This window comes from Sphingomonas faeni (genome assembly GCF_040407565.1).
In the GTDB taxonomy this organism is placed as follows: domain Bacteria; phylum Pseudomonadota; class Alphaproteobacteria; order Sphingomonadales; family Sphingomonadaceae; genus Sphingomonas; species Sphingomonas faeni_F.
In genome coordinates this window covers 396302-412979 of sequence record NZ_JAPZPR010000005.1, presented here as the reverse complement: position 1 = coordinate 412979, position 16678 = coordinate 396302, and the positions used below count along the sequence as shown (strand labels likewise).

Here is a 16678-nt window from a genome sequence, read left to right as displayed (position 1 = left end):
AATGTCATGGCTGCGATGCGTGTTGGCGTATCCTCGGCGGCACTGATCGCGGCCGGCGTCAGCGGGAATGCCTGGGCCCAGGCTGAGACGCAGGCCATTTCGCCTGACACGACGCAAGCGGCGGCACCGGAACATGCCCCTGGCGATCCAGCGGCTAATCAGACGGGTGGCGATATCGTCGTCACCGGTCGCCGCGCGGCGCTCGAAGCTGCCGACGAACGCAAACGTCGTAGCGAAACGATCGTCGACTCGGTCGTCGCCGACGATGCGGGCAAATTACCCGACAATTCGATAACCGAAGTCCTGCAGCGCGTTTCGGGTGTGTCTATCGTACGCTTTGCCGCGCTTGGCGATCCCGATCACTATTCCGTCCAGGGTTCCGGCGTGCAGGTGCGTGGCCTGACCGGCGTCGCATCGCGCCTCAACGGACGCGAGATCTTCAGCGCTAACAACGGCCGCGCGATCCTGTGGAGCGACGTCACCCCCGAACTCATGTCGGCGGTCGATGTCTACAAGGCGTCGACGGCTGATTTGATCGAGGGCGGTACCGGTGGCCAGATCGATCTGCGCACCAAGCTCCCGTTCGACTTCAACGGCAAGTTCCACGTCTCGGGAACCGGCGAACTGGCGCTTGGCGACATGGCGAACAAGGCCGATCCGTCTGGCTCCGTGCTGGTCACCGACTCGTTCGACACGCCGATCGGCCGCATCGGCCTGCTTGGCGATCTCGCGTTCAGCCAGTTCAGTTCGCTGTCGCAGTTCATCCGTGTCAGCCCCTATTTCAAGACGGCGCTTAGCGACGGCAGCAGCAAATATGTCCCCAGCGGCTTCGCGTATGGCGACGAGGCGTTCCAGTATAAGCGCTACGGTATCTATGGTGCGGCACAGTGGCAGCCGGCGGAGTCGCTGACCTTCACAGGCAGCTTCTTCCAGTCGCGCTACAAGAGCCAGTCGAGCGATTACGGCACGCAGCTCGATTCGCAGACGCTGGCGGTCGATCCGGCGAGCAGCAGTTTTGACAGCAATGGTCTGTTGACGAAGACCAGCGCGCTGTTCAACCGCGACACGGGCACGTTCGCTTCGACGGGTGGTGCGGTCAACAGCAGCGGCAATAAGGGGTTCGTCGAGAGCAACACGCGGACGCGCGATTACTCGCTGTCGTTCGCCTGGGCGCCTGTCGATAGCCATTTGTCGCTGAAAGGCTCGCTGCAGCGCGTCGATTCACGCCAGATCTATGATCGGATCGACATCTTTCGCGATATCGGCTTCGGCCAGAGCTTCGGGATGGACCTGACGGGTGACCTGCCACAGATCAGCGTCAGTCCGGCGACCCAGGCGTCGTTTGCCGATCCGGCGAATTATTTCTGGACGGCCTCGATGCCGCACAACGAGCGGAACAAGGGGCGGCTCGACGCCGGACAGCTCGATGCCGAGTACAAGTTCGACAACAGCTTCTTCCGGTCGGTCAAGGTCGGTGGCCGCTACGCCAAGCGGACCGAGCGCGATCTCGCGAACGGGTATAACTGGACCGCGCTTGGCCGTGGCTGGAACGGCGATCCGCAGCTGACCTACGCCAACGCGGCGCAAGGCGATGTCGCCAGCCACGCGTTCAAGGACTTCTTCCGCGGCGACACGACGCTGCCTGGCAACCTGATGTTTGCGTCGGAAAATCTGGCGGACCGGTTCAACGCCAACCGCACCGGGCTCGTGCAAGCACCGCCAGCCGGTTTCTGCACCGGTCGTGAATTCAACTGTTCGGCCTCGGGTCCTCTGCCGGTCACCGGCTATGGCGGCCTTTCTGGCATTCGGCCGGTCGGCTTTGTCCTGCCGGGCGATCAGGTCGACAACAGCACCAAGAATATCGCGGGTTATGCGCTGGTTCGTTTCGGACCGCAGGAGGATGCGCGAGGCATTTCGGGCAATATCGGCGTGCGGGTCGTGCATATCGAGAACGAAGGCAGCGGCTTCATCCAGCAGAACGGTGGCACCGTTTTCATTCGCAATGGCGCCCAGGTGACGCTTGCGAACACCTTCCTCGCGCGCGGCGGCAAGGCGGACTTCACGCGCGTCCTCCCATCGGTCAATCTCGAATATGCGCCGACCGACAGGATCAAGGTGCGCGGCGGCTACAACATTACGATGGATCTGCCGACCTTCAACGCGCTGCGGGCCTCGGGTTCGATCGGCGTGGCGACGACGCCTAGCCAGACTCCCGGCGGCATCGGCACGTTCAACAACTTCACTGCGGATACCGGCAATCCGTTGCTCAAGCCGACGCTGTCGAACAATGTCGATCTCTCGCTCGAATATTATGGACGCGCCGGCACGTCCTTCCATGTTGCGCCATTCTACAAGCGGCTGACCAATCTTCCGATCTACTCGCTGACCAACCGGCAGGTCACGGTTCTGTTTACCGATGGCACGACCGAGAACGTAACCGCGTCGGCAACCGACTACACCAATTCGACCAAGGCGGCGACCGTCAAGGGCGTCGAGGTCGGCGGTCGTTTCTTCCTCGACATGCTGCCGGGCGCACTGGCCGGGATCGGGTTCGAGGGCAACTACACGTTCATCAAGAGCAGCAACCCGGGCGACGTCTACCGTGACATTACCGGTGCCGTCCGCAACAATGCGCCGCTGGTGGGTCTGTCGAAGCACAATCTGAACGCGACTTTGCTGTACGAGCGCAACCCGATCTCGCTGCGGATCGCCTATTCGTGGCGCTCGCGGTACCTGCTCTCGACGAACAGCAACGGCACGAACGGCACGTACACCTACTATAGTGCGCCCGGTGTCGTCAGCAACCAGGATGGCGGCCTGGATGCCTCGACCCAGATCGCCTTGCCGATCTATGGGGGCAATTACGGCTCGATCGATGCCGGTATTCGCTTCAAGGTGAACGACCAGTTCTCGTTCGGCGTGCAGGGTACCAACCTGACCGCGTCCACCCAGCGTACGCTGATGGGCGGCTATCCCGGTGGCGAACTGGTTGGCCGGAGCTGGTTCCAGGCTGATCGCCGGATCAGCACTGGTATCAACCTCGCCTTCTGACGATGATGCATCGCCGGCCGACCCGATGTCGGCCGGCGATCGAGCGGAGGGTGCGATGCGCAAGCGAATCCTGATCGTCGGCGGCGGCACCGCCGGGTGGCTGACCGCCGGCTATCTGGCCAAACGTCTCGGCGCCGACCTTGCGGGCGGCGTTTCGATCACGCTCGTCGAATCGCGGGACATCGGCATTCTCGGCGTGGGCGAGGGAACGTTCCCGACTATCCGGCGGACGCTGGCGACGATCGGCATCGACGAGGCCGAGCTGGTCCGTCGCTGCGGTGCGACGTTCAAGCAGGGGGCGAAATTCGTCCATTGGCGCCATGAGCCCGGCCAAGGTCGCACCGATCATTACCTGCACCCCTTCCAGATCGCGGACGCGAACGACGGGCTGGATCTGCTGCCTTATTGGTTGCTCGGCTATGGCGGTCCGGACAACTGGGACGAGGTTTCCAACCCGCAGAAGAAGGCTGCGGACCATATGCGCGCGCCTAAATTGGCGTCGAACCCCGATTATGTCGGGCCGCTCAACTACGCGTTCCATTTCGATGCGGTGGCGCTCGCCGGGCTGTTGCGCGAGCAGGGCGTGAAGAACGGCGTGCGGCACCTGACCGATACCGTCACCGAAGTGCTGCTCGACGAACACGGCGCGATCGGCGGTGTGCGGACCGAGCAGAACGGCGTGCTCGACGCCGATCTCTACATCGATTGCACCGGCTTCCGCGCTGAACTGATCGGCAAGGCGATGGGGATGCCGTTCCGATCGTGCCGCGACGTGCTGTTCTGCAACCGCGCAGTCACCGCGCAACGGCCCTACACGCGGCCGGACGAGCCGATCGCGTCCTACACCATCTCGACCGCGCAGAAGTCGGGCTGGATCTGGGACATCGGCCTCGATCGCCGACGCGGCATCGGTCACGTCTACTCGTCGGACCATAGCGACGACGAGACCGCCGAGCGCGTGTTGCGCGGCTATCTGGGCACCGGAGGCAACGAAGCCGAGGTGCGTCATTTCAAGTTCGATGCTGGCTACCGCGAGGTCAACTGGTACAAGAACTGCGTCGCGGTAGGGCTGTCCAGCGGGTTCTTCGAGCCGCTGGAAGCAACGGGTATCGCCTTTGCCGAGGTATCGGCCGGGATGATCGCCAACCTCTTCCCCTGGGGTGGCGATTACGAGACGTCCGCGCGGCAATTCAACGCGAACATGTTGCGCCGCTACGAACGCGCGCTCGATTTCATCAAGCTGCATTACTGCATCTCGGAACGTCGCGACACGGCGTTCTGGCGCGACAACGTGGCGGATGCGTCGGTGCCGGACAGCCTGCTCGAACTGCTCGACCGCTGGCGGTTCCGGCCGCCCAACGAACTCGACATCGACGGGCAGGTCGACATCTTCACCGACGCGAGCTGGCAATATGTCCTGTATGGCATGGGCTGGAAGACCGACCTGAGCGCGAAGGCCGGGGCGTTGCGCTATCCCGACGATGCGCGGCGCGCGTTCGCGGAGGTGCAGCGGCAGGCGCAGTATGCGATCGCCAACCTGCCGTCGAACCGTGCGCTGGTCGATTATGCGCAAACGCATCGTTTCGGCGCGCGGGCACCCGCATGACCGGTACGCCGGCGGCGCGCATCACCAAGGTCGTGATCGTCGGTGGCGGCACCGCCGGGTGGATGACCGCCGCGGCATTGTCGCGTCTGGTCGCGACCGGTGTCGCGGTGACGCTGGTCGAATCCGAGGACATCGGCACGGTCGGGGTCGGCGAGGCGACGATCCCGTCGCTGCGCGATTACAACCGGATGCTCGGGATCGACGAGGACGCGCTCGTCCGCGCGACCGGCGCGACGTTCAAGCTGGGGATCGAATTTCGCGACTGGCGGCGGCTCGGCGATTCCTATCTGCATCCGTTCGGTACGCATGGCCGCGATATCGAGGGCGTCTCGTTCCATCAGCTGTGGTTGCGGCAGGCGAACCTGGGCGGCGATCCGGGCCCGATCGGCGATTATTGCCTGTCCGCGGTCGCCGCGCGGAAAGGGCGGTTCACGCGCCCGGCGAGCAATCCGCAATCGGTGTTGTCGACGCTGTCCTATGCGTTTCATTTCGACGCCGCGCTGTACGCGAAGTTTCTACGCGGGATGGCCGAGGAAGCGGGCGTCGTGCGCGTCGAGGGACGCGTAGCGGCGGTCGACCGCGATGCCGAGACGGGCTTCATCACCGGTTTGCGGCTCGACGGCGATCGCTGCATCGACGGCGAGCTGTTCATCGACTGCAGCGGGTTCCGATCGTTGCTGCTCGGCGATGCGCTGGGGGTGCCGTTCACGAGCTGGCAGCATTGGCTGCCGTGCGATCGCGCCTGGGCGGTGCCGAGCGAGCGACAGGGGACGCTGACGCCGTACACGCGCGCGACCGCCGAGACGGCCGGCTGGCGGTGGCGGATCCCGCTCCAGCACCGCGTCGGCAACGGCCACGTCTATGCCAGCGACCATGTCGACGACGACGCTGCGCTGCGCGCGCTGCTCGCCGGGCTGGACGGCAAGCCATTGGCGGAGCCGCGCCAGTTGCGGTTCGTCGCGGGTCGCCGCGAGCGGTTGTGGGAAAAGAACTGCGTTGCGATCGGACTGTCCGGCGGGTTCCTCGAGCCGCTCGAATCGACCAGCATCCATCTGATCCAGTCGGGTATCACGCGGCTGATGGCGCTGTTTCCAGACCGCGGGTTCGGCGGTGTCGAGATCGACGAGTATAACCGCGTGATGCTGCGCGAATATGCGCAGGTCCGCGATTTCATCATCCTTCACTATCACGCGACCGAGCGGTCAGATTCGACGTTCTGGAACCACTGCCGGACCATGACGATCCCGGATATGCTGCAAGCCAAGCTCGATCTCTGGTCGGGCAAGGCACGGACGTTCCGCGAACAGGGCGAGCTGTTCACGCCCGATGGCTGGATCGCGGTGCTGCTCGGGCAGGGGGTGCGCCCGGTGTCGACCGATCCGCTGGTTGCCGCGCTGCCACCCGAAGAATCCGCGCGGTTCATGGACCATGTTCGCGACATGATCGGCAAGACCGCCGAAGCGATGCCCACGCACGAGCAGTTCATCGCGCAGCATTGCGCGGCGACGATCGCGCCATGATCCGCATCGCCGCGCGACGCCGCGGCCTTCAATGCCTCTCGGCGGCGCTACTGTTCATGGTGTCCGCGCCGGGCTGGAGCCGGTCGCCGGAAGCCGTTCCCTATCGCTGGACCAACGTGACGGTCGGAGCGGGCGGCTACGCGCCCAATATCGTGTTCAGCGAGGTCGAGCGCGGGCTCGCCTATCTGCGGACGGACATGGGCGGCGCGTACCGGTGGGACGACGCGACGCAGCGCTGGTCGGCGTTGCAGGACGGCACCGCGACGTCGAGCTATATGGGGATCGAGAGCATCGCGCCCGATCCCCGTAATGCCGACATCGTCTACATGGCGGCAGGCGTGGGCGCGCGCCAGCCCGCGGCGATCCTGCGGTCGACCGATCGCGGGCGTTCGTGGCGGACGACCCCCGTGCCGTTCGCGATGGGTGGCAACGAGGATGGCCGGGGCATGGGCGAACGGCTCGCGGTAGATCCCAACCAGACGCAAACGCTGTTCTTCGGATCGCGCCATGACGGACTGTGGCGCAGTAGCGATGCGGGCGCGACCTGGGCGAAGGTGGCCGGTTTCCCGGTCGCGGGGCTCGGCAAACCGGCGTCGCGGACAACGCATGGCGGCATCTCGTTCGTGGCGATCGACCCGACGAGCGGGCGGGCGGGCGGGGGTTCGCGCAGGCTATGGGCGGGCGTAGCGGATCCCGGGACGGCCAATCTCTACCGCTCCGACGACGCCGGACTGACGTGGCATCCAGCGGAAGGACCGCGACTGTTCGCCGGGAAGGGCGTTATCGATCGCCGCGGCGTGCTGTGGGTCGGCTATGCGAGCGGTCTCGGACCAAGCGGCATCGCGACGGGGGCGGTATGGCGCTACGGCCCCGACGGGCGCGGGCGCGACGTCACCCCCGCCGCCTGGCGCGCGACCGGTGCGGAAGGCGCGTTTCTCGGCGTCGCGGTATCGAGACGCCAGACCGGGACCGTCGCGGTCAGCTCGGTCGATCGCTATCGCCACGGCGACTCGGTGTGGATCAGCCACGACGACGGCCGCAGCTGGGACGATCTCGGTCCGCGTAGCCGGCGCGACGTCTCGGCGACGCCGTTCCTGCTGCACGAGGGCAAGGGGGCCGACTTCGGGCACTGGATCTCGGGGCTGGCGATCGATCCGTTCGATCCCGCGCGGATCGCCTATACGACCGGGGCGACCGTCTATGCCGCGCGGAACGCGACCAATCCAGGCACGATCAACTGGGCGCCCTGGGTTCGCGGCATTGAGCAGACCGCGATCATCACGCTCGTGTCGCCGACCGGTGGCGCACCGCTGATCTCGGGTTTCGGCGATCTGGCGGGCTTCGTCCACGACGATCTCGATCGGTCGCCGCAGCCGACCTTCGTCAACCCGTACATGTCGAACACGAACGCGCTCGACTATGCCGGGATGGCGCCGAACGTGATCGTGCGCAGCGGCAGCCTGTATCTCGACCGACCGCGCGATGGCTCGTTGGGGCGCTCGGAGGATGGCGGCCGGAGCTGGACGATGGTGACCGTGCCGCCGATGGGCACGCCCGCCCGACGCGAGGACCTGAACGGCGATTGGCCGATCACGGTGTCGGCGGATGGGGCGACGATGGTGGTCGCGACGCCGATCCCGCAAGTGACGCGCGACCGCGGCCGCAGTTGGATGCCGGTGCGCGGACTGTCGGGCAAGACGCGGGCGGTCGCCGACAAGCGCGACCCACGGATCTTCTATGCGGTCGATATCGAGCGCGGCCGGGTGCTGCTGTCGCGCGATGCCGCCGCCAGTTTCGCGCCCGTTGCCGGCCACGGCCTGCCCGCGCAGCTTCGGGCGATCGGCCGGCAGGGGCGCGAAGCCCAGAGCGCGCTGATTGCGGTGCCGGGGAACGCTGGAGCGCTGTGGCTGCAGGCGGGCGACCGCCTGTTCCGGAGCATCGACTATGGCAGCAGTTTCGTCCCTGCCAGCGAGGCGCTCAGCGTCGAACTCTATGGCCTCGGCAAGAACGCGGTCTTCGCGGTCGGTACGCGTGACGGCGTGCGCGGGGTGTGGCGCTCGGTCGACGACGGCCAGAGCTGGTCGCGGATCGACGATGACGATCATCGCTGGGGTGGACGCTACCGCGTCGTCTCCGGCGATCCGCGGCGCGAGGGCCGCGTCTATCTCGGCACGGACGGGCGCGGCCTGTTCTATGGCGACCCCAAGGAGGTTCAATGATCCGGCGACTTCTCGTTCTCGCGGCGCTCGGCGCTGCGCATCCCGTCCTTGCGCAGACGGGGGCGGGGCAGGTTGCGGTGGGGCAGGCCACGCCGATCCCGCACCTCGAGACACGGAATGGCCGCCACGCGCTGATCGTCGATGGCGCGCCGTTCACGATGCTGGGCGGGCAGGTCAACAATTCGACCAACTATCCCGACGCGCTCAAGACCGCGTGGCCGGTGCTCGACCGGATCGGCGCCAACACCGTCGAGGTGCCGATCGCCTGGCAGCAGGTCGAGCCGCGCGAGGGACAGTTCGACCTGTCGTTCCTCCAGGCGCTGCTCGATCAGGCGCGGGGGCATGACATGCGGGTGGTGCTGCTGTGGTTCGGGACGTGGAAGAACACTGGTCTCGCGTACACGCCCGACTGGGTGAAGCTCGACAACCGGCGCTTCCCGCGGATGAAGACGCGCGACGGCAGCGATCACGGCGTGCTCAGCGCACACGGCAAGGCGACACTCGACGCGGACCGGCGCGCGTTCGTCAAGGTGATGGAGTATCTGCGCGACCATGATCGCCAGAACACCGTGATCCTTGTCCAGCCCGAGAACGAGACGGGTAGCTATCGCAATCCGCGCGACTATTCGGCGACCGGCAACGCGTTGTTCGCGCAGACCATTCCCGCCGCGCTTGCCCGCGTGACCGGCAAGCGCGGCACCTGGGCGCAGGCGTTCGGCGCGCAGGCCGATCGCGCGTTCAACAGCTGGAACGTCGCCGCCTATGTCGACGCGATCGCGGCGGCGGGCAAGGCGGTCAAGCCACTGCCGATGTACGTCAACGCCAGCCTGTCGGGACCCTCGAACGTGCCCGATCCCGACGGCGTCGCGAGCGGGGGGCCGCAGCAGGATGTGCTCGACATCTGGAAGGCGGCGGCACCGCATATCGATTTCCAGGCGCCCGATATCTACGATCGCGACGCCGGCAACGTCGTCCAGTATCTCGACAAATACGCGCGGCCCGACAACGCGCTGATGGTGCCCGAGATCGGCAACGCGCGCGACTTCCACCGCTTCATCTACGCAGCGCTCGGCCGCGGCGCGATCGGCTATTCGCCGTTCGGGCTCGATGACACCGGCTATTTCAACTACCCGCTCGGCGCGCGCGACCTGGATGACAAGACGCTCGAACCGCTGACGCTCGCCTATCGGATGTTCGGATCGATCATGCGCGATTGGGCGCGGATCGCGTTCGAACGGCCGACCTGGGGCGTCGCCAAGCCCGCCGACGGCGCGGTGGTCTCGACCAGGATGGGCGGCTGGAAGGTCAGCGCGAGCTGGGGCGAGTGGCAGTTCGGGATGAAGGACTGGACCTGGCTCAAGTCCGCCCCCGCGCCCTGGGCGAACGAACCGATCGGCGGGGTCGCGATCGCGCAACTGTCCGCGGACGAGTTCCTGCTGGTCGGCGATCATGTCCGCGTGAACATCGACGGTGCCGACGGCAAGCCCGGCGGCATGGTGGTGCGCGTCGAGGAGGGCGGCTTCGAGAACGGGCGCTGGGTGATGTCGCGAGTGTGGAACGGCGACCAGACCGACTATGGTCTCAATCTGCTCGACCGGCCGCAGGTGCTCAAGGTGACGATGGGCCATTACCGCTGAGCGACCGCACACAACCGTCGGCAAGCGGCCTTTGCATGACGAGAATTTCATTTAGGGTAGCGATACCAGTCGGCGGGTCTACCGTCGAAGGAGAGGACAAGCATATGCGACCGATATCTTCCGTGCCGACGAGCGCGTTTCGTTCAAGCCGCGTTGGCAGCCTGCTCTCGTTGGGGGCGCTGCTGGTCTCGACCGCGGCCTGGGCCGATCCGATCGCGACGGTCGAGCGCAACGGCAGTTTCGTCGCGGTCGAGGCATACGCGCCGAACATCGTCCGCGTGACGATCTCGACGGATCGCGCCGAGGCCACCGCAGCACCGGGGCCGGGACCGAACGCGAAGCCCGACGCGGCGGGATGGGCACGGCGTAGCGACGCCGGCGCCGACGTCTTCACCTCGTCCGCGCTGGCGCTGACCGTCGAGGCGCAGCCCTGGCCCAAGGCGCCGAGCCAGATGGAGCGCTATTTCGCGCCGTCGCTGCCGCCCGTCGCGGTAGCCGTCCGGGGCGCCGACGGCACTTTGCTGACCCGCATGACCGGCTGGGAAATGGCGCCGCACACCGTCAACGACGAGAAGACGTTCCGCGTCGGCGCGCAATTCGCGGCGCCCACCGACGAGCATTATTACGGGCTCGGCCAGAACCAGGAGGGCGTGCTCGACCTGCGCGGCCGGACGATCGATTGCCGGCACAATTATGACGCCCCCGCGGGCGAGACGGTCTGCGTGCCGTTCATGGTGACCAACAAGGGCTACGGCATCGTCTGGGACAATCCGTCGCAGACCACCGTGTCGCCCGGCCTCCATGGTTCGACACACTGGCAGTCGAACGTCGGCGAGCGCGTGTCGTTCTTCGTGATCTCGGGCAAGACCACCGACGAGCTCTACGCGGGCTATGCGCGGCTCACCGGCGCCACGCCGTTGCCGCCCAAGGCGGCGTTCGGGCTGTTGCAGAGCAAGGCGCGCTACGAGACGCAGGCCGAACTGCTTGGTGTGGCCGAGGGCTATCGCAGTCGTGGCCTGCCGCTCGACGCGATGGTGCTCGACTGGTTCCACTGGACCCGGATGGGCCAGATGGACATCGACCACACCTATTTCCCCGACCCGAAGGGCATGAACGCCAAGCTGAAGGCGATGGGGATGCACTCGATCATCAGCGTGTGGCCGCGCTACGAGCCCGAATCGCGTTATTTCGACATGCTGGCGAACAAGGGCTGGCTGCTCCACGAGAAGGACGGCAGCGTCGTCAACGGCCTGCCGATCCGCTCGGACCGGACCGGCGGGCTGATCGACACGACCAACCCCGACGCGCGCGCCTGGTATTGGGACCGGATCCGCGACAACATCATCTCGCAGGGGTTCGACTGGATCTGGCTGGACGAGACCGAGCCCGACCTCGTTCCCGACGGCCATTATTTCTCGATCGGGTCGGGCGATCGCTATCACAACGTCTTCCCGCTGCTGCACACCACCAGCGTCGCGGAAGGATCGGCGCGTGATCGCCCGACGATGCGCAACCTGATCCTCGCGCGTGCCGCCTATCTGGGGGCGCAGCGCAACGGCGCGCTGTTCTGGTCGTCGGATATCCAGGCGACCTGGGAAGCGCTCAAGCGGCAGGTGCCGACCGGGCTCGATTTCACCGCGACCGGCATTCCCTATTGGGGCAGCGATATCGGCGGCTGGCAGTGGCCGAGCGGACCCAAGGCCGAACGCCCGGTGCTGGTCGATCCGGCCGGCGCGACCGCGATGGCGCCCGGCTATACCGACTATCCCGAACTGTTCGTGCGCTGGTTCGGCTACAGCGTGTTCACCCCGACGCTGCGCATCCACGGCCAGCGGCCCGGCACCGCGCTGTGGGAATACGGCACGGCGGCGGAACCGCTGCTCGCCGATTTCCTGCGGCTCCGCTATACGCTGATGCCGTATATCTACGCGCTCGGCCGCAAGACCTACGAGACCAACGCGCCGATGATGCGCGCGCTGTTCATGGATTTCCCGAACGATCCCAAGGTCGCCAATATGGGCGACGAATACATGTTCGGGTCGGCCTTCCTGGTGGCACCGGTCACCGATCAGGGCGTGACGCACCGCTCGGTCTATCTGCCCGCAGGCGCGGTCTGGTATGATTACTGGACCAACGCGCGGCACAGTGGCGGGCAGACGATCGACGTCGCCGCGCCGATCTCGCAGGTTCCGCTGTTCGTGCGGGCGGGCTCGATCATCCCGATGGGCGTGCAGGTGCCGAGCACCGCGACTGCGCAGACACTGTCGGAAATCCGCGTCTATCCGGGCGCGGACGGCAATTTCACGCTCTACGACGATGACGGCGTCACCAACGCCTATCGTGATGGCAAGGGCGCCGGCAAGACGGGTGGCGGTGTGAAATCCGCGCTGCACTGGGACGACCGCGCCGGGCGGCTGACCTCCTCGGGGCCGCTGCCGACCGGGCAGGCGGTCGCCGGGCTGGTCAAGATCGTCGGCCGACCATGATCGGCGCGCGCGGTCTTCGCACGCTCGCGCTGTCGCTTGCGGTGGTGTCGACCCCCGCGTTCGCGCAGGTCGACGTACCCGGCGATCCCTATGCCAGCGATCCGGTCGGGATCGTCGCCGATCCGTGTCCGTCGCATCCCAAGCCGAGCGATGGTCCGGGTTGGCAGGCGTGGAAGCTCCACATGCTGACGCGCGATTTCGCGCAGCTGTGCCGGTATCAGGCGGCGAACCGCGAGGTCCTGGCGTCGGGCAAACCGGTGCGCGTGGTGTTCATGGGGGACTCGATCACCGACAACTGGATCGGCGCAGATCGCGACCTGTTCACCGACGGGCTTGTCGATCGCGGGATCGGCGGGCAGACCACCGCGCAGATGCTGGTCCGCTTCCGCCAGGACGTGATCGCGCTCAAGCCGCGTACGGTCCACATCATGGCCGCGACCAACGACATCGCCGGCAACACCGGCGCGGCGACGATGGCGACCGTGCAGGGCAATATCGAAACCATGGCCGAACTCGCACACGCGCACGGGATCAAGGTGATCCTCGCGTCGGTGCCCCCCGCGGCGGCGTTTCCGTGGAGCCCCGACAAACGCCCGGTCCCGCAGGTCCGCGCGCTGAACGCGTGGTTGCAGGCCTATGCCCGCCGCAACGGCTTCGTCTTCGTCGACTATTATGCCGCGCTGGCAACCAGGGACGGCGCGATGAAGCCGGGGCTGGCGAGCGACGGCGTCCATCCGACGCCTGCGGGCTATGCGGTGATGCGTCCGCTGGCGCTCGCCGCGGTCCGTACCTCGATCGGCGGGCGATGAGCATGGCGCTCGACCGACGCGGCGTGCTGGCGGGGCTCGCGGCGATCGGCCCGGCGACGCACGCGCTGGCGCAAAGCCCGATGGGGCTCGCGCGGGGGCCGGTGAAGCCGACCTGGGAGTCGCTGGTCGATCACTATCGCTATCCCGACTGGTTCCGCGACGCGAAGCTGGGCCTCTGGTCGCATTGGGGGCCGCAGTCGGTGCCCGAGCAAGGCGACTGGTACGGCCGGTTCCTCTACATGCAGGGCCATCCGGCCTACGAGCATCACCTGAAGACCTATGGCCATCCGACCAAGACCGGCATGCTGGATATCCTCGACCGCTGGACCGCGGCGCGCTGGGATCCGGACGCGCTGATCGACCGGTACAAGCGCGCTGGCGCTAAGTATTTCGTGTCGCTCGCCTGCCATCACGACAATCTCGATTGCTACGACAGCCGGTATCACGCGTGGAACGCGCTGCGGGTCGGGCCGAAGCGCGACATCGTCGGCACCTGGGCGGGCGCGGCACGGCGGGCGGGACTGAAGTTCGGTGTCTCCAACCATGCCGCGCACAGCTGGCACTGGTACCAGACCGCCTATGGCTTCGACCCCGTGGGCCCGCGGAAGGGCCAGCGCTACGACGCGTTCACACGCCGCGCGAGCGACGGGCGAGGCACCTGGTGGGACGGGCTCGATCCACAGCAGCTGTACACCGGCGCGCATGCGGTGCTTCCCGCCGGGATCGATACGATCGCCGCGATGAACGCGTGGCACGACGCGCATGACGGGCAATGGGTCGAGACCGGGCCGCCGGGGCATCCGGGCTACGCCGCCAAGTGGCTGCTCCGTCAGGCAGATCTCGTCGAGAAATACCGGCCGGACTTCTGCTATTTCGACGATTACGGCCTGCCGTTCGGGCCGATCGGGCTACAGGCGGCGGCGGATTACTATAACCGCTCGATCGCCTGGCACGGCAAGATCGACGTGGTCCTGACGGGCAAGATGCTCAAGCCGAACGAGCGGTTCGGTATCGTCCAGGACGTCGAACGCGGCTTCACCGATCACCTTTGGGACGAGCCGTGGCAGACCGATACCTGCATCGGCGACTGGTTCTACAACGTCGCGCGGCTGAACGACAAAAGCTACAAGACCGCGGAACAGGTCATCCAGCGGCTCGCCGACGTGGTGTCGAAGAACGGCAATCTGCTGCTCTCGATCCCGCAGCCCGGCGACGGCTCGATCGACGGCGGGGAGGAACGAATCCTCGACGGCATGGCGGCGTGGATGGCGATCAACGACACGGCGATCTTCGGCTCGCGGCCGTGGCGGATCTATGGCGAAGGACCGGCCAAGGTTCAGGAAGGGATGCAGAACGAGGGCAGTGCGGGCCAGTTCACGTCGCGCGACATCCGCTTCACGACCAACAAGGGCGCCTTGTACGCGCTCGTCCTCGGCAAACCCGAAGGCTCCGTGTCGATTGCCGCGCTCGGCAGCGGTCGGCTGAAGGGGGCGATCGAGCGGGTGACGTTGCTCGGGGGCGGCACGTGCGCGCATCGCCAGGATCGCGCCGGGCTCCACGTCGACCTGACGCGCGGCCGTAGCCCGTTCGTGCCGGTCCTGCGGATCGAGGGTCGCGGGCTGACCGGACTGGCTTAGTTGAGCAACCGATTACGCTATCACGAGAGTAGCTAGACCAGAGAAGACGGTGGGGGAATTGGATATGCGGTGGACACTCATGGCGGCGGTCGCGGTCGTTGCATCGCCGTGGGGCGCCTCGGCCGAACCCGCCGAGCCTCAGCGGACCGTCAGCATCGATGTCGCCCAGGCTGCGGCACCGGTCGACCGCTCGTTCGATCTGTCGGTCGGGTCCGACTTTCCCGGCACGTTGATCCGCAGCGACAGCCAGGCGCAGCTCAAGACCGCGGTAGACGAACTCGGCTTCCGCTACATCCGCTTCCACGACATCTTCCACGACGTGCTTGGCACGGTACGGAAAACCGATGGCAGGATCGTCTACGACTGGACCAGAATCGACCAGCTGTACGACGCGCTGCTCGCCAAGCACATCCGCCCGTTCGTCGAACTCGGCTTCACGCCCAACGCGATGCGGACGTCGGAGCAGACGATCTTCTACTGGAAGGGCAACACGTCGCATCCCGACCTGAAACTGTGGCGCGACCTGATCGACGCCTATGTCCGCCACGTCCGCCAGCGCTATGGCAACGAAGAAGTGCGGCGCTGGTATTTCGAGGTCTGGAACGAGCCCAATCTCGCGGGGTTCTGGGAGAAGGCGGATCAGCAGGCGTATTTCGACCTCTATGCCAACACCGCGCGGACCATCAAGGCGATCGATCCGGCGCTGCGGGTCGGCGGGCCGTCGACCGCGGGCGCCGCCTGGGTGCCCGAGTTCCTGAAGTTCACCAAGCTCAACACCGTGCCGATCGATTTCGTCACCACGCATACCTATGGCGTCGAAGGCGGCTTTCTCGACGAGGACGGCAAGCAGGATACCAGGCTTTCACCGTCGCCCGACGCGGTCATCGGCGACGTGCGCAACGTCCGGGCGCAGATCGAGGCGTCGGCCTATTTCGGCCTGCCGCTGTTCTTCACCGAGTGGAGCACGAGCTACACGCCGCGCGATTTCGTCCACGACAGCTATATCAGCGCGCCGTACATCCTCACCAAGCTGAAGCAGTCGCAAGGGCTGGCGCAGGGCATGAGCTACTGGACCTACACCGACCTGTTCGAGGAGCCGGGCCCGCCGCCGACGCCGTTCCATGGTGGCTTCGGACTGATGAACCGCGAGGGCATCCGCAAGCCCGCGTGGTTCGCGTATAAATATCTGCATGCGTTGCAGGGTCGGACGATCGCGGTGACCGACGACCATGTGATGGCGGCTGCCGATGGTCGCCGGATAGCCGCGCTGGTCTGGGACTGGCAGCAGCCGGTCCAGACGGTCAGCAACAAGCCGTTCTACACGCGTCAGGTCCCGGCCACCGCGAGTATACCGGTCGCGTTCCGCTTCGCGCACGTGCCCGCCGGCACCTACCGATTGAAGGTCCGTAAGACCGGCTATCGCCGCAACGATCCGCTCTCGCTGTACATCGACATGGGTATGCCCAAGGCGCTCGAGATCGCGCAACTCGGTCGTCTCCAGCAGGCCACCGTGGATGTGCCCGAGCAGGACCGGTTGATGACGGTCGACGCGCGCGGCACCGCCTCTGTCGCGGTCGCAATGCGCAGCAACGACGTCGCGCTGGTAACGCTGGAGCCGGCCGTGCGTGATGCGCGCATCCGACGATGACGGGGCAATACCGGACCTGCGAAGAGTGCCTGTGACATTTTCCGGCGTACGCTCATCAAGAACGT

General features: G+C 66.4%; 9 protein-coding genes. All 9 read left to right on the top strand.

Translation table 11 applies throughout. The annotated features are described in order from the left end of the window. The first annotated feature begins 6 nt into the window (after window positions 1-6). The 9 genes from O6Y00_RS12995 to O6Y00_RS12955 all read left to right on the top strand — a co-directional run bounded on the left by O6Y00_RS12995 (window position 7) and on the right by O6Y00_RS12955 (window position 16613). Window positions 7-3051: a TonB-dependent receptor gene (locus O6Y00_RS12995; RefSeq protein ID WP_353443012.1), complete on the top strand. Its 3045-nt coding sequence runs from the start codon at window positions 7-9 to the stop codon at window positions 3049-3051. A gap of 55 nt (window positions 3052-3106) precedes the next feature. Next, window positions 3107-4657 carry a tryptophan halogenase family protein gene (locus tag O6Y00_RS12990; protein WP_353443011.1) on the top strand — a complete coding sequence of 517 codons (1551 nt, stop codon included), beginning with the start codon at window positions 3107-3109 and terminating at the stop codon, window positions 4655-4657. Next, complete coding sequence (locus O6Y00_RS12985; protein WP_353443010.1) at window positions 4654-6177, top strand: tryptophan halogenase family protein; 1524 nt, start codon at window positions 4654-4656, stop codon at window positions 6175-6177. The genes O6Y00_RS12990 and O6Y00_RS12985 overlap by 4 nt, the downstream gene beginning before the upstream one ends. Then, window positions 6174-8396: a WD40/YVTN/BNR-like repeat-containing protein gene (locus O6Y00_RS12980; protein ID WP_353443009.1), complete on the top strand. Its 2223-nt coding sequence runs from the start codon at window positions 6174-6176 to the stop codon at window positions 8394-8396. The genes O6Y00_RS12985 and O6Y00_RS12980 overlap by 4 nt, the downstream gene beginning before the upstream one ends. After that, window positions 8393-10033 (top strand): DUF5597 domain-containing protein, encoded by a 1641-nt coding sequence (locus O6Y00_RS12975; protein WP_353443008.1) that lies wholly within the window; start codon window positions 8393-8395, stop codon window positions 10031-10033. The genes O6Y00_RS12980 and O6Y00_RS12975 overlap by 4 nt, the downstream gene beginning before the upstream one ends. A gap of 104 nt (window positions 10034-10137) precedes the next feature. Further along, a complete protein-coding gene (locus O6Y00_RS12970) occupies window positions 10138-12519 on the top strand; it encodes a TIM-barrel domain-containing protein (RefSeq protein WP_353443007.1) in 2382 nt (793 codons plus the stop codon). After that, entirely contained in the window at window positions 12516-13328 is an 813-nt protein-coding gene (locus O6Y00_RS12965; protein WP_353443006.1) for an SGNH/GDSL hydrolase family protein, read from the top strand. Before O6Y00_RS12970 ends, O6Y00_RS12965 begins: the two co-directional genes overlap by 4 nt. Before the next feature lie 2 nt (window positions 13329-13330). Beyond that, the gene (locus tag O6Y00_RS12960) at window positions 13331-14965 is read left to right on the top strand and encodes an alpha-L-fucosidase (protein WP_353443005.1); all 1635 of its coding nucleotides are present in this window, start codon (window positions 13331-13333) and stop codon (window positions 14963-14965) included. Window positions 14966-15029: 64 nt separating this feature from the next. Continuing rightward, a complete protein-coding gene (locus O6Y00_RS12955; RefSeq protein WP_353443004.1) occupies window positions 15030-16613 on the top strand; it encodes a GH39 family glycosyl hydrolase in 1584 nt (527 codons plus the stop codon). The last annotated feature ends 65 nt before the right edge of the window (window positions 16614-16678 follow it).

What these genes read in the sequence shown, in the direction of transcription:
- O6Y00_RS12970 (WP_353443007.1), top strand. Translation starts at nt 10,138, where the DNA reads ATGCGACCGATATCTTCCGTGCCGACGAGCGCGTTTCGTTCAAGCCGC.
- O6Y00_RS12990 (WP_353443011.1), top strand. Translation starts at nt 3,107, where the DNA reads ATGCGCAAGCGAATCCTGATCGTCGGCGGCGGCACCGCCGGGTGGCTG.
- O6Y00_RS12995 (WP_353443012.1), top strand. Translation starts at nt 7, where the DNA reads ATGGCTGCGATGCGTGTTGGCGTATCCTCGGCGGCACTGATCGCGGCC.
- O6Y00_RS12960 (WP_353443005.1), top strand. Translation starts at nt 13,331, where the DNA reads ATGGCGCTCGACCGACGCGGCGTGCTGGCGGGGCTCGCGGCGATCGGC.
- O6Y00_RS12980 (WP_353443009.1), top strand. Translation starts at nt 6,174, where the DNA reads ATGATCCGCATCGCCGCGCGACGCCGCGGCCTTCAATGCCTCTCGGCG.
- O6Y00_RS12975 (WP_353443008.1), top strand. Translation starts at nt 8,393, where the DNA reads ATGATCCGGCGACTTCTCGTTCTCGCGGCGCTCGGCGCTGCGCATCCC.
- O6Y00_RS12955 (WP_353443004.1), top strand. Translation starts at nt 15,030, where the DNA reads ATGCGGTGGACACTCATGGCGGCGGTCGCGGTCGTTGCATCGCCGTGG.
- O6Y00_RS12965 (WP_353443006.1), top strand. Translation starts at nt 12,516, where the DNA reads ATGATCGGCGCGCGCGGTCTTCGCACGCTCGCGCTGTCGCTTGCGGTG.
- O6Y00_RS12985 (WP_353443010.1), top strand. Translation starts at nt 4,654, where the DNA reads ATGACCGGTACGCCGGCGGCGCGCATCACCAAGGTCGTGATCGTCGGT.